The 24,378-nt window shown below is 57.1% G+C and carries 20 protein-coding genes; 1 reads left to right on the top strand and 19 read right to left on the bottom strand.

Annotation, left to right across the window (positions count from 1 at the left end; translation table 11 throughout):
* Positions 1-371: 371 nt before the first annotated feature.
* The 4 genes from JI62_RS23070 to rho all read right to left on the bottom strand — a co-directional run bounded on the left by JI62_RS23070 (position 372) and on the right by rho (position 4,194).
* Entirely contained in the window at positions 372-500 is a 129-nt protein-coding gene (locus JI62_RS23070) for a hypothetical protein (protein ID WP_276206545.1), read from the bottom strand.
* A 59-nt stretch (positions 501-559) separates the two neighbouring features.
* Entirely contained in the window at positions 560-1,300 is a 741-nt protein-coding gene (locus JI62_RS03335; RefSeq protein WP_088698810.1) for an FAD-binding oxidoreductase, read from the bottom strand.
* A gap of 41 nt (positions 1,301-1,341) precedes the next feature.
* Positions 1,342-2,832: a 4-hydroxy-3-polyprenylbenzoate decarboxylase gene (ubiD, locus tag JI62_RS03340; RefSeq protein WP_088698811.1), complete on the bottom strand. Its 1,491-nt coding sequence runs from the start codon at positions 2,830-2,832 to the stop codon at positions 1,342-1,344.
* Positions 2,833-2,934: 102 nt separating this feature from the next.
* Entirely contained in the window at positions 2,935-4,194 is a 1,260-nt protein-coding gene (gene rho, locus JI62_RS03345) for a transcription termination factor Rho (RefSeq protein ID WP_088698812.1), read from the bottom strand.
* Between the two features lie 582 nt (positions 4,195-4,776).
* On the opposite strand from rho, the gene ppx reads away from it, so the two are divergent.
* Positions 4,777-6,321, top strand: coding sequence for an exopolyphosphatase (gene ppx, locus JI62_RS03350; protein ID WP_088698813.1), 1,545 nt, complete (start codon positions 4,777-4,779; stop codon positions 6,319-6,321).
* On the opposite strand, the gene tilS is transcribed toward ppx, so the two are convergent.
* The 15 genes from tilS to frr all read right to left on the bottom strand — a co-directional run bounded on the left by tilS (position 6,305) and on the right by frr (position 24,375).
* On the bottom strand, positions 6,305-7,621 hold the full coding sequence (gene tilS / locus JI62_RS03355) for a tRNA lysidine(34) synthetase TilS (protein WP_088698814.1): 1,317 nt from the start codon (positions 7,619-7,621) through the stop codon (positions 6,305-6,307). The two genes, ppx and tilS, sit on opposite strands and share 17 nt — an antisense overlap.
* Complete coding sequence (gene accA, locus JI62_RS03360; RefSeq protein ID WP_088698815.1) at positions 7,602-8,558, bottom strand: acetyl-CoA carboxylase carboxyl transferase subunit alpha; 957 nt, start codon at positions 8,556-8,558, stop codon at positions 7,602-7,604. Before accA ends, tilS begins: the two co-directional genes overlap by 20 nt.
* 118 nt (positions 8,559-8,676) lie before the next feature.
* Positions 8,677-12,189 carry a DNA polymerase III subunit alpha gene (dnaE, locus tag JI62_RS03365; RefSeq protein WP_088698816.1) on the bottom strand — a complete coding sequence of 1,171 codons (3,513 nt, stop codon included), beginning with the start codon at positions 12,187-12,189 and terminating at the stop codon, positions 8,677-8,679.
* Between the two features lie 28 nt (positions 12,190-12,217).
* A complete protein-coding gene (rnhB, locus tag JI62_RS03370; protein WP_240513116.1) occupies positions 12,218-12,865 on the bottom strand; it encodes a ribonuclease HII in 648 nt (215 codons plus the stop codon).
* On the bottom strand, positions 12,855-14,027 hold the full coding sequence (gene lpxB, locus JI62_RS03375) for a lipid-A-disaccharide synthase (RefSeq protein WP_088698817.1): 1,173 nt from the start codon (positions 14,025-14,027) through the stop codon (positions 12,855-12,857). The genes rnhB and lpxB overlap by 11 nt, the downstream gene beginning before the upstream one ends.
* 17 nt (positions 14,028-14,044) lie before the next feature.
* On the bottom strand, positions 14,045-14,812 hold the full coding sequence (lpxA, locus tag JI62_RS03380; protein WP_088698818.1) for an acyl-ACP--UDP-N-acetylglucosamine O-acyltransferase: 768 nt from the start codon (positions 14,810-14,812) through the stop codon (positions 14,045-14,047).
* Positions 14,809-15,252: a 3-hydroxyacyl-ACP dehydratase FabZ gene (fabZ, locus tag JI62_RS03385; protein ID WP_088698819.1), complete on the bottom strand. Its 444-nt coding sequence runs from the start codon at positions 15,250-15,252 to the stop codon at positions 14,809-14,811. Before fabZ ends, lpxA begins: the two co-directional genes overlap by 4 nt.
* Before the next feature lie 147 nt (positions 15,253-15,399).
* On the bottom strand, positions 15,400-16,434 hold the full coding sequence (gene lpxD, locus JI62_RS03390) for a UDP-3-O-(3-hydroxymyristoyl)glucosamine N-acyltransferase (protein WP_088698820.1): 1,035 nt from the start codon (positions 16,432-16,434) through the stop codon (positions 15,400-15,402).
* 53 nt (positions 16,435-16,487) lie between these two features.
* Positions 16,488-16,988 (bottom strand): OmpH family outer membrane protein, encoded by a 501-nt coding sequence (locus JI62_RS03395; protein WP_088698821.1) that lies wholly within the window; start codon positions 16,986-16,988, stop codon positions 16,488-16,490.
* Between the two features lie 60 nt (positions 16,989-17,048).
* Complete coding sequence (gene bamA, locus JI62_RS03400) at positions 17,049-19,400, bottom strand: outer membrane protein assembly factor BamA (RefSeq protein ID WP_425348153.1); 2,352 nt, start codon at positions 19,398-19,400, stop codon at positions 17,049-17,051.
* Positions 19,401-19,500: 100 nt separating this feature from the next.
* Positions 19,501-20,859 (bottom strand): RIP metalloprotease RseP, encoded by a 1,359-nt coding sequence (gene rseP / locus JI62_RS03405; protein ID WP_088698823.1) that lies wholly within the window; start codon positions 20,857-20,859, stop codon positions 19,501-19,503.
* 45 nt (positions 20,860-20,904) lie between these two features.
* The gene (gene ispC / locus JI62_RS03410) at positions 20,905-22,116 is read right to left on the bottom strand and encodes a 1-deoxy-D-xylulose-5-phosphate reductoisomerase (RefSeq protein WP_240513117.1); all 1,212 of its coding nucleotides are present in this window, start codon (positions 22,114-22,116) and stop codon (positions 20,905-20,907) included.
* Complete coding sequence (locus tag JI62_RS03415) at positions 22,113-22,943, bottom strand: phosphatidate cytidylyltransferase (RefSeq protein ID WP_088698824.1); 831 nt, start codon at positions 22,941-22,943, stop codon at positions 22,113-22,115. Before JI62_RS03415 ends, ispC begins: the two co-directional genes overlap by 4 nt.
* Positions 22,936-23,724 carry a polyprenyl diphosphate synthase gene (gene uppS, locus JI62_RS03420; RefSeq protein WP_088698825.1) on the bottom strand — a complete coding sequence of 263 codons (789 nt, stop codon included), beginning with the start codon at positions 23,722-23,724 and terminating at the stop codon, positions 22,936-22,938. Before uppS ends, JI62_RS03415 begins: the two co-directional genes overlap by 8 nt.
* A 93-nt stretch (positions 23,725-23,817) precedes the next feature.
* Positions 23,818-24,375, bottom strand: a complete 558-nt coding sequence (frr, locus tag JI62_RS03425; RefSeq protein ID WP_088698826.1) for a ribosome recycling factor — start codon at positions 24,373-24,375, stop codon at positions 23,818-23,820.
* Positions 24,376-24,378 lie beyond the last annotated feature (3 nt).

Here is a 24,378-nt window from a genome sequence, read left to right on the forward strand (position 1 = left end):
TGATGAATAACGGTTGCTGAAAATCACTCAGTCTATAAATCGCGGGGGCCCAAAAACGCCAGAAGCCCCGGCGGGGTTACCGACCGGGGCTTCTGTGCTTGCGGCAGGCAACCGGGTGGTGTGCCTGTTGGCGCGACGTTAGGCGTCGGCCAGGGGCACACCGTGGCTAAACCAATACCCATAAAACGCAAAGCCGCCAGCCAATTCTGGCTGCGGGTTCACTGTAGGTGGGTTGGTTAGTCGCTGCATGCTCATCTTCCGTTAGATTCTGTTAGTGCCGCTGGCAGTCGCTAGCCCGGGTAAATCGTCTGACAGGGCTGCTCCATGGCATTGTGCTTTATCCTGCCTGCAAGCGCTGCAAATGGCAACACTCAACCGCTAAAAGCTTGTACCCAACCAATGGTAGCGGGCAGCGCGCTCATACTTACCAGCACAACCACGCCTAGAAAAATGGACAGGAAACCAGAGTCGTCTTTAAAGTTTTCGTCGTGATGGGCCATGTTAGCCTCCTTTTTTAACAACGCTATATCAGGGGGAGCGTTACAACGCTGCGGTCATATTAAGTAGAACGGGGGGCGTAGGCAAACACATCCGAAAACACCCGTTCAAGCTTTATGCCTTTTGTGTCGAGCACATCCAGGCAGGCGTAGACCATGTTGGGCGAACCCGAGATATAGACATCGTGGGTGTCTGGGGTGACATCGGCGCTTTTCAACACCTGATCAATACGGCCCAAGTGATGGAAGATCCGCTTGCCCGCTGCTAACGGCTCTTCTAAAGGCGATTCGGTTACCGCATGGAAGCAGACATTGGCGTGGGTTTGTGCCCAGTGGCTCGCCAGTTGCTCCAAATAGAGATCGCGGTGTTCGCGGGCTGCCCACCACAACGAAATTTCCCGCTCAGGCTGTTCGTGCAGCACCGCTTCGATGATCGCTTTCATCTGGGAAAAACCAGTGCCTGCGGCAATCAGCATTAACGGACGTTGGCTTTGACGATCAAGCACGCACTCGCCGCTAGGTAAACGCAGCGTGAGCTGGTTGGCTACCTGCAGCAGTTCACGCAGCCGCGCTGAGTTATCCCGCTCCGGCCAGTGCTGTATATGTAGCTCGATAACACCATCACTGCGGTCGGCACTGGCGATCGAAAACGGCACCCAGGTGGCATCGTCCAGTTTAAGCTCTAAATATTGCCCCGGCGCGTGCTGCATGGCTTCGGCGCGCCCGGCGAGCGTCACACCAAACACATCCGGGCTTAAGTTCTCAACCTCGGTGACCTGGCACGTCAACGTCCTTGCACTCATGAAAGCCTCTTTTAACAAATTTGTTCAGCGATACATCGCATTCAGCGGCGAGCGGGCGGCAATTCAAGGTCAATCCCCAGCGCTTCCCAACGTTCATCCACCCGCGCTTTAACAGCATCGTCCATCACAATCGGGGTGCCCCATTCACGATCCGTTTCGCCTGGCCACTTATTGGTGGCATCTAGGCCCATTTTTGAGCCGAGCCCCGAGACTGGCGAGGCGAAATCGAGATAATCAATCGGGGTATTTTCGACCATCACGGTGTCCCGGGCGGGATCCATCCGGGTGGTGATCGCCCAGATTACGTCTTCCCAATTGCGCGCGTCCACGTCGTCATCCAGCACAATCACAAACTTGGTGTACATAAACTGGCGCAGGAAGCTCCATACCCCCATCATTACGCGCTTGGCGTGGCCGGGGTACTGCTTCTTCATGGTGACCACCGCCATGCGGTAAGAACAGCCTTCCGGCGGCAGGTAGAAGTCGACAATTTCGGGAAACTGCTTACACAGAATGGGCACAAAGACTTCGTTGAGCGCCACGCCCAGAATCGCTGGCTCGTCCGGCGGACGCCCGGTGTAGGTCGAGTGATAAATCGCATCACGGCGCATGGTCATCCGCGTGATGGTAAACACCGGAAAGTGATCGACCTCGTTGTAGTAACCGGTGTGGTCACCAAAGGGGCCTTCCGCCGCCATGTCGTCAGGATAGATAAAGCCTTCGAGGATAATCTCGCTGGACGCGGGTACATCCAGATCAGCATGGCCGCACTTTACCAGCTCAGTACGCGAACCGCGCAGCAGGCCCGCAAAAGCGTACTCCGAGAGCGAATCCGGCACCGGGGTTACGGCGCCCAAAATCGTCGCCGGGTCGGCGCCAAGCGCCACTGCGACAGGGAAAGGCTCACCTGGGTGGGCTTTCTGGAACTCCAGAAAATCCAACGCGCCGCCGCGGTGGGAGAGCCAACGCATGATCAGGCGGTTTTTGCCAATTTTCTGCTGGCGATAGATCCCCAGATTCTGGCGCTTCTTATGCGGCCCTTTGGTAATCACCAGTGGCCAGGTGACCAGCGGCGCTGCATCGCCAGGCCAGCAGTGCTGAATCGGCAGTAGGTCAAGATCGACCTCGTCATCTTCATACACCACCTCTTGCACCGGCGCATGCTTGACGTTTTTGGGACCCATGCTGAGCACTTGCTTGAAGATCGGCAGCTTGTCCCAGGCGTCTTTCAAGCCTTTGGGCGGATCAGGCTCTTTGAGAAATGCTAACAGCTTGCCCACTTCTCTGAGTGCTTCTACCGACTCCTGCCCCATGCCCAGCGCCACCCGTTTGGGGGTGCCAAACAGGTTACCCAGCAGCGGCATGTCGTGGCCTTTGACGTTTTCAAACAGCAACGCCGGGCCACCGGCACGCAGTGTGCGGTCACAAATTTCGGTGATTTCCAGGTAAGGATCGACTTCGACATGGATACGTTTGAGTTCCCCCTGGGCTTCAAGCGCCGCGATGAACTCACGCAGGTCTTTGTACTTCAAGGCACGCTCCCTGGCTGGCGAATGCGCCGCTAGATGACATTAGCGGCGTTGATCATAGCGGCGGTTCTGCACTACACGCTAGCGTCGCACTTGCGCTGCCACTTAGCGACGTTTCATCGCTTCAAAGAACTCGAGATTGGTCTTGGTATCTTTCAGACGGTCAATCAGGAATTCAGTGGCGGCGGTATCTTCCATCGGATTGAGTAGCTTGCGCAGAATCCACATACGCTGCATTTCATCTTCAGAGGCCAGCAGGTCTTCACGACGGGTGCCACTACGACGGATATTGATCGCCGGGAATACGCGACGCTCAGCCAGCTTGCGATCCAGGTGGGCTTCCATGTTGCCGGTACCCTTGAACTCTTCGAAGATGACTTCGTCCATTTTGGAGCCGGTATCGACCAACGCCGTGGCGATAATCGTCAGGCTGCCGCCCTCTTCGATGTTACGCGCCGCACCAAAGAAGCGTTTCGGCTTTTCCAGGGCGTGGGCATCGACACCACCGGTAAGTACTTTGCCTGAGCTCGGTACCACGGTGTTGTAGGCACGCGCTAAGCGAGTAATCGAGTCGAGCAGAATGACCACGTCTTTCTTGTGCTCGACCAGGCGTTTGGCTTTCTCGATAACCATCTCGGCCACTTGCACGTGTCGCGCCGGTGGCTCATCGAAGGTCGACGCCACTACTTCGCCACGCACGGTGCGCGACATTTCGGTCACTTCCTCAGGGCGCTCATCGATCAGCAGTACGATCAGATGACACTCTGGGTTGTTGCGTGTGATGGAGGTCGCGATGTTCTGCAACATCAGCGTTTTACCCGCCTTGGGCGGCGATACCAGCAGACCACGTTGGCCTTTACCGATTGGCGCGGTTAGATCGATGATCCGCGCGGTAAGGTCTTCCGTGGAGCCGTTACCGATCTCCATACGCATACGATCGTCTGGGAACAGTGGCGTTAAGTTCTCAAACAGGATCTTGTGCTTGGCATTTTCCGGACGGTCAAAGTTGATTTGACTGACCTTCAGCAGGGCGAAATAGCGTTCCCCCTCCTTCGGCGGGCGGATTTTGCCGGAAATGGAGTCACCCTTGCGCAGATTGAAACGGCGGATCTGCGAAGGCGATATATAGATATCGTCGGGACCGGCGAGATACGAGCTGTCAGCGCTACGCAGGAAGCCGAAGCCATCCTGAAGAATTTCCAGCACACCGTCGCCATAGATATCCTCGCCACTTTTGGCGTGTTTCTTGAGGATGGCGAAAATGATGTCCTGCTTGCGCGAACGGGCCAAGTTATCAATACCCATTTCACGGGCGATATCGAGGAGCTCGGGAACGTTTTTTTGCTTGAGTTCAGTGAGATTCATCGGTGTGTTAGAAAGTTGCTCATGGAAGCTGGGCGCCAGGCGCCGGGAGTAAGACAGGAGGCGTGAAAGTGACGCCGTGTGATGCGTTCAGACCCCGGTAAAGGCACGCGCTCGAAGATGAAAGGAACGTCGCTGGACTTAACTAACAACGCTGCTGCTGGTTGTTATTAAGACTCAACTCGAGGGTGCTAACACTTGCCAACTCTGGTTCTCACAGGAGAGTGGTTGAACCAGTGGGTTATCTGACGACTTGGAATTCTGGCTGACGCTAACGGGATACACTGAGAGTAACGTCTGGGGCGACTAAGGTGCCGTACTTGAACGACGCATGCAAGATGTTTTACCTAAACAACGTATCTAAGACGCTCTTTATCTCTGAGCTAGCTCTAATAAACTATTCTTAAGACGTTGCGTAATCTCAACCGCGGCGTGCTTGTGGACACACTAACTAACCAGGTCAGATCAAGCCAGTAGGTCGATGGTAGTCAAGCGCCGCGACAAACGCAAGCCTTTAGGCGCCTGGCAATTGACAATAGATAAAGGTCGCCGCAACCTTGGCACAGCCAACACGAAGGAAAGCTCATGCCCAAGGACATTACGCTCCCCATTGCCCCCTCTGCCGCTGAGGTAGACAGCGGTGCGCCGCAGCGCTTCGCCGCTATAGATCTGGGCTCCAACAGCTTTCACCTACTGGTGGCTAACTACCAGCACGAGCGCCTCCAGGTGGTGGCCCGCTTGGGTGAAAAGGTACAGCTCGCTGCAGGCTTGGACGATGACGGCCTGCTCAGCGAAGAGGCGATGCAGCGCGCGCTGGACTGCCTGGGGCGCTTTGCGCCGTTTTTAAGCGATATTACCAACGCCAATTTGCGTATTGTCGGCACTAACGCTCTGCGCGATGCCGATAATAGCCAGGCATTTATCGAGCGCGCCGAGACCCAGCTAGGTCATGCCATCGAAATTATTGCCGGCCGTGAAGAGGCGCGTCTGATCTATTTAGGTGCTGCCCACGCGCTGGCCGAAAATGGCCGCCGATTAATCGTCGATATTGGCGGCGGTTCAACCGAATTTATCATTGGCGAAGCCTTTGAGCCCAAAGCGCTGGAAAGCCTACGCATGGGCTGCGTGACCTTTTCCCGGCGCTTCTTCCCCGACGGCGAATTAAATGAAAAACGCATGCGCCGCGCCGAACTCGCCGCACTTTCCGAGCTTGCTAATATTCAGCGCCCCTACCAACGCCTGGGCTGGGACGACCCGGTCGGCTCCAGTGGCACCATCAAGGCTGCCGCCAGCGTACTGCATGCCTACGGCGACACTCCCCATGAAGGCGTTATCACCCGCGACGGTTTGCAGAAGCTGCGCGAACGGCTGCTGAAGTGTAAACAGCTGGATAAAGTCGTGCTGGATGGACTTAAAGCCGACCGCGCCAAAGTCTTCCCGGCAGGTATTGCCATTCTTGGAGCGATTTTCGAGGCCTTTGATTTAACCCAGATGCGCTATGCGGATGGCGCACTGCGCGAAGGCGTCCTCTACGATATGGCCGGACGCAACACGGCAGAGGATTCACGCTCCAAGAGCCTCGAATCGCTGAAGCGTACCTACGACGTGGATAGCCGCCAAGGGCTGAACGTTGCTGATACCGCCATGCGTCTGTTTAACCAGGTGCGCCACGCCTGGTCACTCAGCCCCGAGCAGGGGCGCTACCTGCAGTGGGCCTGCCATCTACATGAAATCGGTCTGGCGATCTCACATAGCCAGTTTCATCGCCACGGTGCCTACCTGTTAGAGCATTCGGATCTCGCTGGTTTTTCACGCCCTGAACAGCGCCAACTGGCGTTTCTGGTGCGCGCCCACCGGCGCAAATTTCCGCTCAAGGAGTGGCAGGCCCTGCCCGAGGCGCAGCAGGCGACCACTCAAAAACTTGCCCGACTGCTGCGTTTAGCCGTGCTGCTCAACCATTCACGCCCGGAAACCGCTCCCTCGCTGCCAGAAATAAACGTCGACAGCGATAGCCTGACCATCACTCTGCCCGCCAATGATGAACCCACCCTGCTGAGCACTGATTTGGAGCAGGAGCAGGCCTTTATGGAAGCTGCCGGTTTTAAACTGGTAATTAAGCAGGCAAATTAAGACGCGCAAAGCGAGTGCCCTCTGCTTGCCATAACAGCTGAGCAGGGGGGCGTATGATGCCGACACATGCCCCTGCTTGCATAATGACCACCAGCCGCTCGCGCTCCCAAGGGGGGATGTCCGCCTCTTGCAGTAACCGCTTCACATCCCGCCGTCCTCGCTTGGGCAGTTGAATCACCTCCCCACCCTGCCGCCAGGTCGCTTTCAAGACCTGGGGCTGAGACGGCTGTTTTAGCACGACCACCTGCCAGCCTAACGGCCCGATGGGCGTTTCCAGTGGCGTTTGACCATCCCAGTGAACTTCCCAAGCCGGGAGCGGTTCAAACGGCGCCAGCAGATAGAGCCGCTTGCGCCACAAGCGCGCCTGAGCGCCCGGCCACTCGATGCATACCGCGGCATCCGCTTTGGCTGATAGCTGCTCAAGAAGGCTCGCTAGGCGCTTCTGGGGCGGTGTCGGCAAGCCTTGGCGCTGGCATAGAGTCCGTACCAGTAGCCGCTGGCGTGCCCGGGGGCGCTCGCCCAGTGCCGTCGCGTCGATGCATGAACCAAGGTACGGACTATCGAGCCGTAAGCGGTGCAGCTCTTCTTGGGCGTATTCGCGCAGCAACAAATCCGCTTCGCCGACATGGGCAGCACTGCTCGCCAGGGCTGTATCGGCCGTTGGCCAGCGCTCACGTAATACGGGCATTAGCCGGTGACGCAGACGGTTGCGATCAAAGCGAACATCCTGATTGGTGGGATCTTCGCACCAGCTCAAATCGAGCAACTCGGCTGCAGCTTCCAGTTCAGCCCGGCGCACGCTGAGCCATGGGCGCACCAGGGTAATGCCCTGGGCCTCACGCCGAAAGGGCATGCTCGCCAGGCCAGGCAGTCCGCTGCCGCGCAGAGCGGCAAGCAGAAAGGTTTCCGCCTGATCATCCTGGTGCTGGGCCAGCCAGAGAGTATCGCCCGCGGCAAGGGTGGCAGAAAACGCCTTATAGCGGGCAGTGCGGGCGGCGCCTTCGATGCCTTCACCTTGTACATCTACCGACACATTGACCACCGCCAGCGGCACGCTCAAACGCTCGCAGAGTGTTTGAGCGTGCGCTTGGAAGGTCTCTGCCGCAGCCTGGAGACCATGGTTAACGTGAATGGCTTGCAAGTGGCGGCCTGCTTGTTCGCAGACCTGTGCGGCTAAAGTGAGCAGCAGGCAGGAGTCCAAGCCGCCGGAGAGTGCCACCCAAACAGAGCGCCCCGGCGGGGTTTCCGCCAGGGCGTCGTTGAGCAGGCCTTGCAGCGTATTAAGCGGCTGGGGCGCCATAGCTCATTAAGCGCTTGTAACGACGCTCTAGCAGCGCGTCGGTGTCCATCGCCTGCAGGCGTTCCAGGCTGGCGGTCAGCGCCTCTTTGACCCGCTCCGCGGTAGTCAGCGGGTGGCGGTGGGAGCCACCGAGGGGCTCTTTGATCAGTGAATCGACAAAGCCCAGCTCTTTTAAGCGCTCGGCGGTGATCCCCATGGCTTGGGCCGCTTCAGAGGCTTTTTCAGCGCTTTTCCATAAGATTGAGGCGCAGCCTTCCGGTGAAATAACCGAGTAAGTAGAGTACTGCAGCATCTGCAGCTCATCGCAGACGCCAATAGCCAGCGCGCCGCCGGAGCCACCTTCGCCCACCACGGTGGAAATAATCGGCGTTTTCAGTCGCGACATAACGGCCAGGTTATAGGCGATGGCTTCGGACTGACCGCGCTCTTCCGCATCGATGCCGGGATAGGCGCCAGGGGTGTCAATAAAGGTCAGCACCGGCATCTTAAAGCGCTCCGCCATCTCCATCAGGCGGCACGCTTTGCGGTAGCCTTCCGGGCGGGGCATGCCGAAGTTACGGCGCACTTTCTCTTTTACATCACGGCCTTTTTGATGACCAATCACCATCACCGGGGCATCGTTCAAGCGTGCGATGCCGCCGACCAACGCCGCATCATCGGCGAAGTTGCGGTCGCCGTGCAGCTCGTCGAAGTCGGTGAAGATGTGTTCGAGATAGTCCAGCGTGTAGGGTCGCTGGGGGTGCCGGGAAAGCTGAGAAACCTGCCAGGGAGTCAAATCCTTGAAGATCGATTCCGTCAGCTTACGACTCTTCTCTTCCAGCCGAGAAATCTCGTCGGAAAGGTTGACTTGGCTATCGGAGCTGACTAACCGCAGCTCCTCAATTTTTGCCTGTAGTTCGGCAATCGGCTGTTCAAAATCGAGATAATTAGGATTCATCGGCGCTGCCTATAAAAAAGTAGCCTGATCAAAATAAGCATTGATAAGTAATAAAAGAGTAAGCGCATTATCGCACCCTGACCCAGCCACGCAAGTTGAGTGCCTGCCGCCCCTCTATTTAACGATAACGGAGTTGCACACCCGTCTGGCCCTGGACATCCCGCAGCGCCAGCAGTAAATCGTCGCTAGGGGCGACCTTCCACTCATCATCCAGTTCCAGCCATGCCACCGCCGCTGGGTGGCGGTACTGCAGCCGCACGGGCAAGCCCTCTTGATCGCGATAGGGCGTCAGGCTGTCGCGCAGGGTTTCAATTAAGCGACCATTGATCTGCCCCGCATCCAGCGCCAGCTCCACCGCCTGGCCGTAGCGAATGCGCGCCGTCACCATCGGCGTGACGTCTTTACCGCGCAGGCGCAGGCCGCCAGAGAATTCATCGCTAGAGACTTCGCCCTCAACGATGAGTACCTGATCGGCCTCAATCTGACCGCGCAGTTGCTCGAATAGCTCCCCAAACAGCGAAGCTTCAATACGTCCGGTGCGGTCATCCAGGGTGATAAACGCCATGGTATCACCACGCTTGGACTTCATGGTGCGCACGCCGACCACGAGCCCAGCCACGCGCTGGGGATCGCGGGAGGGTTTCAGATCGCTGATCCGGGTCGACACAAAGCGCTTTAACTCACGCTCGTACTCATCAATCGGGTGGCCGGTGAGGTAGAGTCCCAGGGTATCTTTCTCTCCCGAGAGCCGTTCGCGATCCGTCCACTCACGGGCGTTGATATACTCGGCGTAAACGTTGCTGTCACCGTCGTCTTCATCGTCAGCGGCGAACGCATCACCAAACATATCCAGCATGCCCAGGTTCTGATTGGCGTGGTTTTGGGCAGCGGCTTTTAGTGCATCCTCCATCGCTGCGAACAGTACCGCACGATTGGGGCCTAAAGTATCCAGCGCACCGGAGCGAATCAGCGCCTCCAGGGTGCGTTTATTCATCCGCTTGGGATCAATGCGGCGGCAGAAATCAAAGATATCTTTGAAAGGGCCATCTGCTTCACGGGCTTCGACAATGGCGCCAATGGGGCCTTCGCCCACGCCGCGAATGGCACCTAGCCCATAGACCACCCGGGCGTCGGTATCGACGGTGAACTTGTAGCCACCGACGTTGACGTTCGGCGGCGTCACGGTGAGGCGAAGATTGCGACACTCCTCAATCAGCGGCACCACTTTATCCAGGTTGTCCATTTCCGTGGACATTACCGCGGCCATAAAGGGCCCCGGATAGTGGGCTTTCAGCCACGCGGTCTGGTAAGACACTAACGCATAGGCGGCCGAGTGGGATTTGTTAAAGCCGTAGCCGGCGAATTTCTCTACCAGGTCAAAGATGTTACCGGCCAGGTCTTTATCGATACCGTTGGCAGCACAGCCTTCCATAAAGCCGTCACGCTGCTTGGCCATCTCTTCAGGCTTTTTCTTACCCATGGCACGGCGCAGCATATCGGCCTGGCCGAGGCTGTAGCCTGCCATTACCTGGGCGATCTGCATGACCTGCTCTTGGTAGAGAATGATGCCGTAGGTGGGTGCCAAGACCGGTTTCAACAGCTCGTGCTGGTAATCTGGGTGTGGATAAGAGACTTCGGCCCGGCCGTGCTTACGGTTGATAAAGTCGTCGACCATGCCCGACTGCAAGGGGCCTGGGCGGAACAGCGCCACCAGGGCAATCATGTCGTCCAGGGAGTCGGGCAGCAGGCGCTTGATCAGTTCCTTCATGCCGCGGGACTCAAGCTGGAACACCGCCGTGGTTTCGGCGCGCTTGAGCATCTCGAAAGTGGGGGCGTCATCCAGCGGGATGCTGTCGATGTTGAGCGGATCCTGGCCGTTAACGCTGCGCACCTTGTCGACCATCTCCAGCGCCCAGTCGATAATCGTCAGCGTCCGCAGGCCTAGAAAGTCGAATTTGACCAGCCCGGCCTCTTCAATGTCGTTTTTATCGAACTGTACAACTAAACCAGAGCCATCTTCATCGCAGAGCAGCGGTGAAAAATCAGTCAGTTTGGTGGGGGCGATAACCACACCCCCGGCGTGCTTGCCGGTACCGCGGGTGGTGCCCTCTAGCTTGAGCGCCATCTCCCAGATTTCTTCGGCTTCGTCGTCGTTGCCGATAAATTCTTTGAGCGCGGGCTCCTGCTCAATCGCCTTGGACAGGGTCATGCCCACTTCAAAGGGAATCAGCTTGGAGAGCTTATCCCCCAGCGAGTAGGGACGACCTTGAGCACGGGCCACGTCGCGTACCACGGCCTTGGCCGCCATGGTGCCGAAGGTGACAATCTGGGAGACCGCATTACGCCCGTAGCGCTCGGCTACGTACTCGATCACCTTGTCGCGCTTCTCCATGCAGAAGTCGACGTCAAAGTCGGGCATCGAGACACGTTCCGGGTTCAAAAAGCGCTCGAACAGCAGGTCATAACCAATCGGGTCTAAGTCAGTGATCTTCTGCGCATAAGCCACCAGCGAACCGGCACCAGAGCCCCGCCCAGGCCCAACCGGCACCCGGTTATCTTTCGCCCACTGGATAAAGTCCATTACGATCAGGAAGTAGCCGGGGAACCCCATCTGGATAATAACGTTGAGTTCAAACTCCAGCCGGTCGCGGTAGCGCTGGTCGATCGCCTGGTACTCTTCGCTGTCGCGGGGGTAGCGCTGCGCGGGAAACAGAAAATCCAACCGCTCGGTTAAGCCGTCATGGGAGACTTTGCGGAAGAACTCATCCTGGGTCATGCCTTCGGGAATGCCGAACTCGGGCAGGAAAATCTCGCCCAGGCGTACGTCCACACTGCAGCGCTCGGCAATCATCACGCTGTTTTCCAGCGCTTCGGGAATATCGGCAAACAGCGCCGCCATCTCATCGGGGCTTTTTAGATACTGCTCTTCGCTATAGCGACGCTCCCGGCGCGGGTCGTCCAGCGCTTTACCTTCGCCGATGGCGACGCGGGTTTCGTGCGCCCAATAATCGTCACGCTCAAGAAAGCGCACGTCATTGGTCGCCACCACTGGCGTGCCTGTTTCAATGGCCAGCTTGACGCTGGCGTGAACGCAGGCCTCTTCCAGCGCGCGCCCGGTGCGAACCAGCTCCAGATAAAACCGATCTGGAAATGCCGCCTGCCACTCTTCGAGTAGTACCCGCGCATCCTGTTCATGATCAGACAGCAGGTGGCGGCCAATTTCCCCCTCCCGGGCGCCGGAAAGTGCAATCAGGCCTTCGCTCTGTTCCAGCACCCACTGTTTATCGAGAATGGCGCGCCCCTGGCGTTGACCATGCGTCCAACCTTTCGAGATCAATTCGGTCAGGTTGCGATAGCCCACATCGTTCATCGCCAGCAGCGTTAGCCGGTAAGGATGGGACTCGTCATGGGGATTCTGGAGCCATAAGTCGCTGCCAATAATCGGCTTCAACCCCGCCCCCTGGGCGGCTTTGTAGAACTTCACCAGGCCGAACAGGTTGGTTTCATCGGTCAAAGCCAGCGCTGGCATCGCCCGTTCAGCCGTGGTACTCACCAGCGATTTAAGCTTCACCAAGCCATCGACCAGGGAGTATTCACTGTGCAAACGCAGATGAACAAACGGTACCGTCATAACACTCTCGCTAAATAAATAAACAGGCTTAAAGCAGCGCTAGCTGACGCTGCACCGGCGCGAAGCTACGGCGATGTTCGGCCAGTGGCCCGTGTGCTGCAAGCGCCGTCAGGTGCTCTTTGGTCGGGTAGCCTTTATGGCGCGCAAAACCATACTCAGGATAGCACTCATCCAAGGCGACCATCTGCGCATCGCGAGCGACCTTGGCCAAAATCGATGCTGCGGCAATGGCACAGTGGCGTGAATCGCCCTTTACCACAGCCTGCCCAGGCAGCAGATGGCCAGGTAATTTATTGCCATCCACGAGTAGATATTCCGCCGCCGGCGCCAGCGCATCAATGGCGCGGCGCATGGCCAAGTGGGTGGCATGGTAAATATTTAGCGCATCCACTTCGGCGGCGCTGGCTTCTGCTACGGCAAAGGCTAACGCCCGCTCACGAATCTGACTATCCAGCGCTTCACGTTTGCGCGCCGTCAATTTTTTAGAGTCGGTAAGACCGTCGATGGGCTGAGCGGGGTCAAGAATCACCGCGGCGGCCACCACGCTACCTATCAACGGCCCGCGGCCTACTTCATCGACCCCCGCCAGCCGCTCGCCGCTGTAGGCAATTTCTAGCGTTGGAAAATACTTGTGTTCGATCAACCAGTGCTCTGTCACCCTATCTTTAATGGCCATCAACACTCTCCAGCGGCTGCCCCGCGACCAACAGGCTTACTGCCTCGGCGGCGCGACGGCTGGCATTGCGCTGGAGCGTGGCATGCATCTCGGCAAAGCGTGCTTCCAGGGCGTGTCGGCTTGTCTCGTCCGCCAGCATGGCACTGAGCTGCTCGGCAATGGCTTCAGGCGAGGCCGCGTCCTGAATAAGTTCAGGCACCAGCGTCTCCTGGGCAATCAAATTGGGCAGCGAAACCCACTGGGTTTTGACCATTCGCTTGGCCAGCCAGTGGGTCATCGGCGCCATTTTATAGGCCACTAGCATGGTGCGGTGGCACAGCATGGCTTCAAGCGCAGCCGTGCCAGAGGCCAGCAGTACCACATCGCTCGCCACCATGGCTTCGCGGGCTTGGCCGTCCAGCAGTCGAGTACGCTCCGCCAGCAGGGGGTAATTAGCCAGCAGTGCGCTGATTTCCTGGTGGCGATCAGCGGTGGCCGCAGGAATTACCACCTGCAGCGCAGGGTGGCGCTGACATAGCTGGTTGGCAGCGGCAAGAAAGGTGTCGCCCAGAAAACGAATTTCATTGGCCCGGGAACCCGGCAGCAACGCCAACACCTGACTGTCTAGCGACATTTCCAGCGCCTGCCGGGTGGCAATACGGTCATTCTCCAGCGGCATTTCATCGGCCAGCGGGTGGCCCACAAAGGCGACGGGCACCCGATGATCGCGATAGAAGGCGGCCTCAAAGGGTAGCAGTGTCAGCATGCCGTCTACCGACTTGGCGATACCTTTTACCCGCCCCTGGCGCCATGCCCATACGGAAGGACTCACGTAGTGAGCGGTGGTAATGCCTGCTTTGCGCAGTTGGCGCTCCAGACCTAAATTGAAGTCAGGTGCATCAATGCCCAGCATGATATCCGGCTGCCAGGCGAGCGCTTCGGCTTTCAACGTACGCCGTACCCGGATCAGTTCGGGGAGATGCTTCAGCACCTCAACCAACCCCATCACCGCCAGTGTCTCTAAAGGAAAGCGGCTCTCCATGCCCTCTGCCTGCATGCGCGGGCCGCCAATGCCGCGGAACTCGACGTTGGGATGGTGTGCCTTGAGTTCGCGCATCAGACCAGCGCCAAGAATATCGCCGGATAGCTCTCCGGCCACGAGATAGACGCGTTGCAGGGTCATAGGCAGATCAGCATGGGTTAGCGGGTGATGCCGCGGGTCGAACGCTCAATAGAGGCGGCAAAATGCTCGATTTCGGGCAGGTCAAAACGGCTACGCATTTCGACTAGTGCCTGCTCAGTGGTTAGCCCTTGGCGGTAGACCATTTTATAAGCAGCGGTTAAGGCACTAATCGCCTCGCGGCTAAAGCCTCGGCGCTTTAAACCCACCAGGTTAAGGCCACGCGCTTCTGCTGGGTTGCCATTAATCATGATATAGGCGGGAGTGTCTTTGGTAATGATCGAGCCACCACCGGCCATGGCGTGATCACCAAAGTGGCAGAACTGATGCACTGCCGCCAAGCCACCCAGAATGGCATGATCGCCGACGGTGACATGGCCCGCCAGGGTGACCTGATTGGCTAAAATGCAGTCGTTACCAATCACACAGTCATGGCCGACATGCACGTAGGCCATAAACAGGTTGCGCGAACCAATGGTGGTTTCACTGCGATCCTGAACGGTGCCACGGTGAAGGGTGGCGCCTTCGCGAATCACGTTATCGTCCCCCATCACTAACCGCGTGGGTTCACCTGCATATTTTTTGTCCTGACAGTCTTCGCCTACCGAGGCAAACTGAAAGATTCGCGTGCGCTCACCCAGGGTGGTGGGGCCTTTAACCACCACATGAGGGCCAATCACCGAACCCGCACCGATGGTGACGTCAGGGCCGATAATGCTAAAAGGGCCTACCTCAACATCGTCGGCAAGGCGCGCCGTCGGGTCGACCAGGGCAGTAGGATGTATCAAGCCACCTTCCTCTCGGCACAAATAATTTCCGCTTCGCAGGCCAGCTCACCGTCAACCGTGGCACGGCAGGCGAATTTCCAAATACCGCGTTTACCTTTAATCACATCGGCCTCTAGAGTGAGCTTGTCACCCGGCATTACCGGGCGCTTAAAGCGCACTTTGTCACTGCCTACGAGGTAATATACATAGCCATCGGCAGGCAGTTTATTGACCGTTTTAAAGCCAAGAATGCCGCATACCTGAGCCAGCGCTTCAATCACCAGCACACCAGGCATGATCGGGTGATGCGGAAAATGGCCGTTGAAGAACGGCTCATTGATGCTGACATTCTTGTACGCAACGATGGATTCACCGATGGTGAGTTGCGTTACTCGATCCACCAGCAAAAACGGGTAGCGGTGGGGCAAGTACTCGCGAATTTCATTGATATCCATAACCATCGTAGCGACCTCTAAAATAAAAACGCCTGATGTACTCCTAAAGAGAGCCAGGCAAATACCAGCACGTCCGCTGATTAAAAGGCTGAGATTATACCCTGCCGCCATCTAGCCTCAAAACAGCAGCCGGCAAAATTCAATCAGCACTCATTAATCACGCTGTTTTTTTTCCAATCTGGCTAGGCGCTTAGCGATGTCATCAAGCTGTTTAAAACGCACCGCGTTCTTACGCCACTGGCTATTGGCCATGGCGCCGGTTCCGGAGGAGTAGACCCCTGGCTCATGGATTGAGTTCGTTACTAAACTCATTCCTGTTACCTGAACGCTATCGCAAATCGTCAAATGGCCTGACAAACCAACGCCACCACCCAGCATACAGTGCTTACCAACCTTGGTAGAGCCAGCAATACCGACACAACCCGCTAAGGCGCTGTGATCACCAATGATGACGTTATGGGCGATTTGCACCTGACTATCAATTTTGACGTCATTGCCAATCACCGTATCACCCAGCGCGCCACGATCAATGCTGGAGCAGCTTCCCACCTCGACATCATCGCCTAGCACCACGCCTCCCAACTGGGCGATTTTATGCCATCCAGAACCGTCATGGGCGAAACCAAACCCGTCACCACCGATGACACAGCCGCTTTGCAGGATGACTCGCTTACCCACCACCACCCCATGGCAGACAGTGACATTGGCGTGCAGGCGCGTTGCTTCACCGATAATGCTGTCGGCCCCCACCACGCTCCCTGCCCCAATTACTACACGGTCGCCCAACACCGCACCCGCTTCAATCACGGCGTGCGCTTGAATGCAGACATCGGCGCCTATTTGAGCGTCCTCTGCCACTACCGCCGTGGGGTGGATACCGACGACGTCGCGGGCAGGCAGCGGGTCAAACAGCTGCGATAGCTTGGCATAGCCCAAGTACGGGTTATCGATTTCCAGACGCGCTACCGGGCAGTGTTTGCCATGCTCCGGGTGCAGCAATACCGCTGCTGCCTTGGTGGTCGCCAAATCTTTCAGATAGGCACGGTTGGCCAGGAAAGCGACTTGATCCGGCTGCGCTTCTTTTAGCGTCGCCAAACCACGTATCGGCTGCTGGGCGTTGCCGCTAACGGTAACGCCCAGTTGGCGCGCAATGTCTGCGAGGGTTAGGTGATGAGAAGCGTGCGTCATGGGAGCCCAGGGAAGCTTTAGTGTGGCTTGGCCACAGCATTCATCGTTTAAATTTAGTTCAAGGTATCAAAAATCTGCGTGACTTCGTCGGTCACATTGGGCAGATCCACACCTGAGTGCAGGACGCCCTGAGGCTCAACCAGTACATCAATACCGTGGCGTTCCAATACCTGTGCGACGGCTTGCTCCAACTTTGGTTCAGCGCTTTCCAAAAACTGCTGTTCGGAGCGCTGCTGGGCCTGCATGACTTCGCGGCGAAGCTGCTCAAAACGGCCACCCTTCTCTTGTAGTTCGCTAATTAGCGACTCACGTTGAGACTGGGCCATGGTTTCGCCTTCGTTCTGCAAACGCTGCTGTAATTGCTGTAGCTCATTACCCAGGTTCTGCGCTTCACGCTGCTGGTTACCGATCTGGCCTTCCAGGCTGCTCATTGAGGCCTGTGCGGACTGGGTATTCATCAATGCTGCTCGCCAGTCCAACACCGCGACTTCTGCGGCGTGAGCGGGCAAAATCATCGCGCCCAACAGGCATACCACCGCTGTTAGTCTACGCATCCTATTATCTCCTTAATGTCACGCCAGCCGCGCGCCACCATGGCACGCGGTCTAGCAAAATTAGAACGATTGGCCAAGTGAGAACTGGAAGAACTGGGTATCATCGCCGCTCTTATCGTTCAATGGCTCGGCAACGCTGAAGGTTAGCGGGCCCACCGGCGTTAGCCACGAAAGGCCGATACCGGCACTGTAGCGCAAATCGCCTAGATCAACGCCGGAGTTACACTGCTGGCGCCCTGCGTCTTCTGCAAGCACATCGTAGCAAGAGGTCAGGAAGGTATTACCGCCATCCAGGAACAGCGATGTTTGCAGCGCGCGCTGGTTTTCAACAAAGGGCAGCGGGAAAATGATCTCGGCGCTACCTTCTATTGAGACGTTACCGCCCAGAGTACGGTCACGGCCACCTTCGGTTGCTGGCGTGGTGCGCTGCCCCAGCGTATTCGACGTAAAGCCACGCACCGAGCCAAGACCGCCCGCGTAGAAGTTCTCATAGAAAGGGAACGGATCGTTGCCGCCCAGCGTATCGGCATAACCAGCGTTGCCGGTAAATTTGAACGCCCAGGTCTCATCATCGTTAATCGGGAAGAGCTGTTGCGCCCGCGCGCGCAGCTTGTAGTACTCTGAATCGCTGCCCGGCACGCCGGTTTCAAGCGATAAACGCTGATAGTTACCATCGGTCGGCATAATACCGCGGTTGAGGTTGTTGCGTGTCCAGCTAGCGGTCAGCTTCAGGCTTTGCGCATCTTCGCCCTGATCTTCCACATAGCGACGAATTTCTGAGGCGGTGTCGAAGTAGGTTTTCACCGTTAGGTCTTCAACGCTGGCACCGAAGTTAAGACGCGACAGTTCGCTAATGGGATAACCAAAGTTGATGCCGGCACCGTAGGCATCCGTCGAGAAGGTTGAAATATCCGAATCGGCGTAATCGGTTTCACGGTAGAACACATTGTAACCGCGAGAAATGCCATCCAGCGTCCAGTAGGGGTCGGTGAACCCAAAGTTAACGCTGGTAAACGTATCACTGCGCTGAGCGCCTACGTTGACGCGATTACCGGTACCCAGGAAGTTGTTCTGGGATAGTCCAACACCGTAAATAACCCCGGCGCTCTGGGAGAAGCCAACGCTTGCCGAGACTGAGCCCGAGGGCTGCTCTTCGACATTATAAGTCACATCGAGCAAATCCGGTTCGCCAGGCACTGACTCAGTATCCACTTCTACTTGACTAAAGAAGCCCAGCCGTTCAAGACGCTGACGCGATTGGGTAATGGCTTCGGTGGAAGCGGGCGCGCCCTCCAACTGAATCATCTCTCGCCGCAGTACTTCATCCTGAGTGGTGGTATTTCCGTAAAACTCGATGCGGCGCACGTAGGCGCGCTCACCGGGATTGACGGCAATCACCAGGTCGACCGTTTCACCGTCCTCAGCCATTTCAGGCACGCCCTGAATATCAGCAAAGGCAAAGCCCTCGGCGCCTAAACGTTGGCGAAGGGCTTCCGTAGAGGCATTTACATCACCACGGGAAAAAATCTCTCCCTCTTTGACGGTGAGTAGTTGGCGGGCTTCATTTTCGCTGATCTGTAGATCACCTGCGAAACGGATGTTGCCAACCCGGTACTGGGCACCCTCATCAACGTTGAGAGTAATAAAGATTTCTGATTTTTCAGGGCCAATCGATACCTGAGTCGAGGTAACATCGAAGTTGACGTAGCCGCGATCCAGATAAAATGATCGCAGCCGCTCGATATCACCCGAAAGCGCTTCACGGGAGTACTCGTCGCTAGAGAACCAGCCGAAAAAGCGTCCTGGCCGATCATTTAACTCAAACACACCCCGCAGCGTTTCATCATCAAAGGCTTCGTTACCAACGATATTGATTTGGCGAATCTTGGCCACTTCACCTTCGTTGATATTGATATTGACCTGCACCCGGCCCTCATCAACCTCTTCCACTTCGGTATCGATGCTGGCGCTGTAGCGGCCTTGAGACTGATAGACACCTTCCAGCTCACGCTGTATCTCTTCCAGCGTTGAGAGCTCCAGCACCTGGCCCTCCGAGAGCCCTGATTCACGCAAACCATTGCGCAAGTCCTCTTCGGAGATCTGGTCGTTGCCGCTGATCTGAAGCCGCGCAATGGTTGGACGCTCGACGACCTGAATAACCAGCACATCGCCTTCGCGTGCCAGGGAGACATCGTCAAATAGCCCTGTGGCGAACAAGTCACGGGCAGCGGCAGCTAACTGCTCTTCGCTGACGCGCTCATTGGCACTCACCGGAAATGCATTGAAGACCGAGGCGGCGGATACCCGCTGCAGTCCTTCCACTCGAATGTCTGAAACATCAAAGGATTGTGCTTGGGCGCCGCTGGCGCCTGCCAGCAAGAGTGCCGCCATTCCAAGGGTCTTGATTTTCATGCAGTCAATTCGCTCGCGTTGGTCTGCCGTTCATTCCAGAAAGGCACCATATACATTTGTGCAGGCAGATGACAAGGCATCCTGCGCGCTACACGCGTCATTACCACAGGCGCATCAGATCAAAATAGAGAGCCATCAACATTAGGGTGCCTACCATGGCAAGCCCAATGCGCAATCCTACAGCTTGGGTTTTTTCCGATACTGGCCGTCCACGCACGACCTCCATAAAATAATAAAGCAAGTGGCCACCATCGAGCACCGGGATAGGTAGTAAGTTAAGCACCCCCAGGCTGATAGAAAGATACGCTAGAAAGCCAATAAACGCTTCCATCCCCGCACGGGCGGAATCACCTGAGACCTGCGCAATGGTGATTGGTCCGGACAAATTGGAAGGCGAGATCAGCCCCACAAACATTTTGCGTATGGCATCTAAGGTTAGAAGCGTCATCGCTCCAGTGCGCGAAACAGCCTGGCCTACCGCTTCGATAGGGCCGTAACGGATTTCACGCTGGAACTCTGCTGGCCACTCGACCTGTTCAGCGCCTGCGCCGATATAACCAATCTCAACCCCGGTTTCCAAACGGTTACGCCCGGGGGTTAAGTCAACACTCGACTGCTCCCCATTTCGCTCATAGGTGAGCTGCAGCGTTTCGCCGGGACTACTTCGCACCATGTTAACGAAGTGCATCCAATCATCGACTGTTTCGCCATTAACCGCCACCATCCGATCACCAGCTTCCAGCCCTGCTTGGTCTGCGGCTTCCCCACTGACTACCTGGCCTAAAACAGCCGGGAATTCCGGCTGCCATGGGGTAATACCCAGTGTTTGCAACGGCTGAGGCGGATCCTGGCGCACTAAATAATCAGTCACAGACAACCCAAAGCGCTGTGGGTCGCTCGCGCCTTCAGGGCGGGCGTCGATATCCAGCTCTCCGCTGAAGCCAATAATCGACACCAGCTTGAGGTTAACATCCTCCCAAGAGCGCATCTCATCGCCCTGAATGGCGACAATTTCATCGCCATTGGAAAGCCCAGCCTCGGCGGCTGGGGAGTCAGGCGCAACGCTGCCTACCATTGGCGATACCACCGTGGTACCTGCCACGAACAGCACCCAATAAGCCACGATCGCCAGTAAAAAGTTAGCAATAGGCCCTGCCGCCACAATCGCAATGCGCTGCCACACGGTTTTGCGGTTAAACGCTTGGTCAAGCTGCTCTTCCGGAACTGGCGCCTCACGCTCATCGAGCATTTTGACATAGCCACCCAGCGGAATGGCGGCTATCGCGAACTCGGTGCCGTGGCGGTCAACACGCGACCATAGCGGCTTGCCAAAGCCTACCGAAAAACGCAGCACTTTGACCCCGCAGCGCCTGGCCACCCAAAAGTGGCCAAACTCGTGGAAGGTCACTAACAGACCCAACACCACGATGACCGCTAAAATATTCTGTATTAGGCCCACATTCACTCCTTAACGCCCTGCACTAACGACCAACTCATCGAATGCTTAAGCGGACCACCTTGTTACCAGTTCCAGCGCCTGCTGCCGCGCCCATTGATCGGTTGCCAATACGCTGTCCAGGCTGTCGACCCGGCCTTGACAGGGGCGCGATAGGACGTCGGCCACCAGTTGTCCAATCGCCGTAAAGCCGATCCGGCGCTGCAGAAAGGCGTCTACAGCGACTTCATTAGCGGCGTTGAGCACAACAGGTGCCATACCGCCCTGTTGCATCGCGTCGCGGGCAAGCCCCAGGCAGGGGAAACGGCCTTCATCGGGGGCTTCAAAATCGAGCCGTGCCACCTGAAAAAGGTCAAGGGTTTCAACGCCAGCGTCAATGCGCTCCGGCCAAGCAAGCCCATAGGCAATCGGTGTACGCATATCTGGATTACCCAGCTGGGCAATCACAGAACCATCGTGATACGCCGCCATGGAGTGAATCACGCTTTGGGGGTGGACTACCACTTGGATCTGCTCAGGGGTAGCGTCAAATAACCAACAAGCTTCTATCAACTCCAACCCTTTGTTCATCAGCGTGGCGCTATCCACCGATATTTTACGCCCCATCGACCAGTTCGGGTGAGCGCAGGCCTGCTCGGGAGTGACATTGTTGATATCGATCTGGCTCCAGGTACGAAACGGCCCCCCAGAGGCCGTTAGCAGTAGCTGACGAACGCCGTGCTTGGCAAGTCCGCCGCGATGCTCCGCAGGTAGACACTGGTAAATGGCATTATGTTCGGAATCAATCGGCAGTAATGTCGCGCCGGAGCGCGAAACCGCATCCATAAATAGCGCGCCGCTCATCACCAGCGCTTCTTTATTGGCCAATAGCACGCGCTTGCCTGCTTCAGCCGCGGCTAGTGCAGGTAGCAGGCCTGCAGCCCCTACAATGGCTGCCATCACGCAGTCGACGCTCGCGTCTCTGGCAACATCACACAGCGCCTGCGGCCCTGCACTCACTTCGGTGGTTTGGCCCGCTCGCTTAAGCTCCTCGCGCAGCCAAGCGGCATCGGCTTCATCATCCAATACAGCTACCGCGGGGCGGTGCGTTAAACACTGCGCTAGCAGGGCCTCTTTGGAGGTGTGTGCAGTGAGGGCATGGACGCTATAACGGTCAGGGTGGCGACCAATCACATCCAGCGTGCTGGTTCCCACAGAGCCTGTCGACCCAAGTACCGTCACGCGCTGCATAGCCGTGGGCTGATTAGCGTATTGACTCATAGCGGCGGCACCTGAGCAAACACTTGAACCAGCACTTCCACATAGAACAGCGCAAACAGCGGTATCGCCGCAGTGAGGCTATCAATGCGATCCAGCACCCCGCCGTGGCCGGGGAGCAACTGGCTCGAATCTTTGATATTGCGATGGCGCTTGAGCATACTTTCCAATAGATCCCCTAGCACAGAAGCCAGGGTGACCACGGCGGTGACGAGTACCAGGGTAATCCCGCCGACCAGGTTCAGCGGCAACCACAGCGCAAACAGGATGGCCAGCATCGCGGTCGCCGCCAAGCCACCGAATACGCCCTCCCATGATTTGCCAGGACTGACGTGGGGCGCCAATTTGCGCTTACCCCAGTTCCGTCCGACAAAGTAGGCGCCAATATCCGCGCACCACACCAGCAACAGCACAAACAGCAGCCAAGCCATACCAATGTCGCGCAGAACGTTAAACCCCACCCAGCAGGGCAACAGCACCCATAGGCCCATCGCCAACCGCCGCCCAGTGGCCTGCCACTGGCCACCTGAAGCAGGGTAGCGGGTAACCCAATAGAGATTCACCAGCCAGCCAGCGGCGGAGAGCCAAAGCGGCCATATCGCCGTGGCAGCGCCGGTCAGCCACATCGCTAGCATCAATACGGCCATCACGGCCACTAGCTGGGCACGCTGCACCGTGCGGGTAACACCCGCCAGATTGGCCCACTCCCAGGTGGCAAGTAGCACCATCAACGCCGTAAATAGCGCGAATGCGCCGCCGTCTAATCCAAACAGGCCAGCCAGCACCAGGGGTGCCAGCCAGGCTGCGGTGATAATCCGCTGTTTAAGCACCCTGCGCCTCTATTTGTTCGTCCGTCATGCCAAAGCGACGACGGCGCTGACAGAAGTCGTTTAATGCCGCGTCAAACGCCTCCGCACCGAAGTCGGGCCATAGCAGCGGGGAAAAGTGCAGTTCAGCATAGGCCAACTGCCAAAGCATAAAGTTGGATAGCCGCTGCTCACCGCTGGTGCGTATGCACAGATCCACCGGCGGCACGTCTTCAATCCCCATTGCGGTGTCAAAACACGCCTCGTCGATCTCCGCAGGTGATAACTCGCCTGCCGCCACTTGTTCGGCGAGTGTGCGTGCCGCACGCGCTATATCCCACTGCCCCCCATAGTTAGCAGCAATCACCAAATGCATACCCGTGTTGCCCGCGGTTAACGCTTCAGCACGCTGAATATGCTTCTGGATGGCGTGGGAAAAGCCCCGCTGTTCACCAATGATCGAGAGGCGCACATTACGCTCGTTGAGCTTTTTGACTTCGCGCTTTAGCGCCATCAAAAAAAGCTCCATCAAGGCGTTGACCTCTGCGGCTGGGCGCTTCCAATTTTCACTGGAAAACGCAAACAGGCTGAGCGTTTGCACTTCGCGTTCGGCGGCCCGCTGAATCACCGCACGCACGGTTTCCACTCCGGCCCGGTGCCCGCGCACCCCCGAAAGTCCGCGCGCACGCGCCCAGCGGTTATTGCCATCCATAATGATGGCAACATGAGACGGCGGGGCTTCCCCGGCCAGAGAAGACGCACTGGCATCGTCCGGCTGTTTTTCAGGAAGCTGCGGTGACGTCATGGATTCTCGCACCAAAGATCAGTCATAAAAAAACCAGCCAGAGTGTGGCAAAACGGGCAGCCTAAGCTGCCCGCGGCTGAATAAAGCACAGGTTTATACCTGCATGAGATCCTGCTCTTTTGCAGTTAGCGCCTTATCGATTTCAGCAATATATTTGTCGGTCAGCTTTTGAATCGCGTCTTCGCCTTCACGCTGATCGTCTTCGGTGATCTCTTTATCTTTTAGCAACGATTTGAAATCACCGTTGGCATCGCGGCGTACGTTACGCACGGCAACGCGGGCGTTTTCAGCTTCGCTGCGGGCCTGCTTGATGTAGCCTTTGCGGGTCTCTTCGGTGAGCATGGGCATCGGCACACGGATCACGTTGCCAGCACTGGCCGGGTTCAAACCCAGATCAGAAGTCATGATGGCCTTTTCGATCTTCTGCACCATGCCCTGCTCCCACGGCGCAATCGTCAGCGTGCGGGCGTCTTCAACGTTGACTGAAGCCACTTGGCTAAGCGGTACCTGGCTGCCGTAATAATCCACAGTCACCGCGTCTAAAATGCTCGGGTGAGCACGACCGGTACGAATTTTATTGAAGTTGCTATGCAGCGCCTCAACGCTTTTCTTCATGCGCGATTCGGCATCTTTCTTAATATCGTTGATCACGTC

This window comes from Halomonas campaniensis (genome assembly GCF_002211105.1).
Lineage (GTDB): Bacteria > Pseudomonadota > Gammaproteobacteria > Pseudomonadales > Halomonadaceae > Vreelandella > Vreelandella campaniensis_A.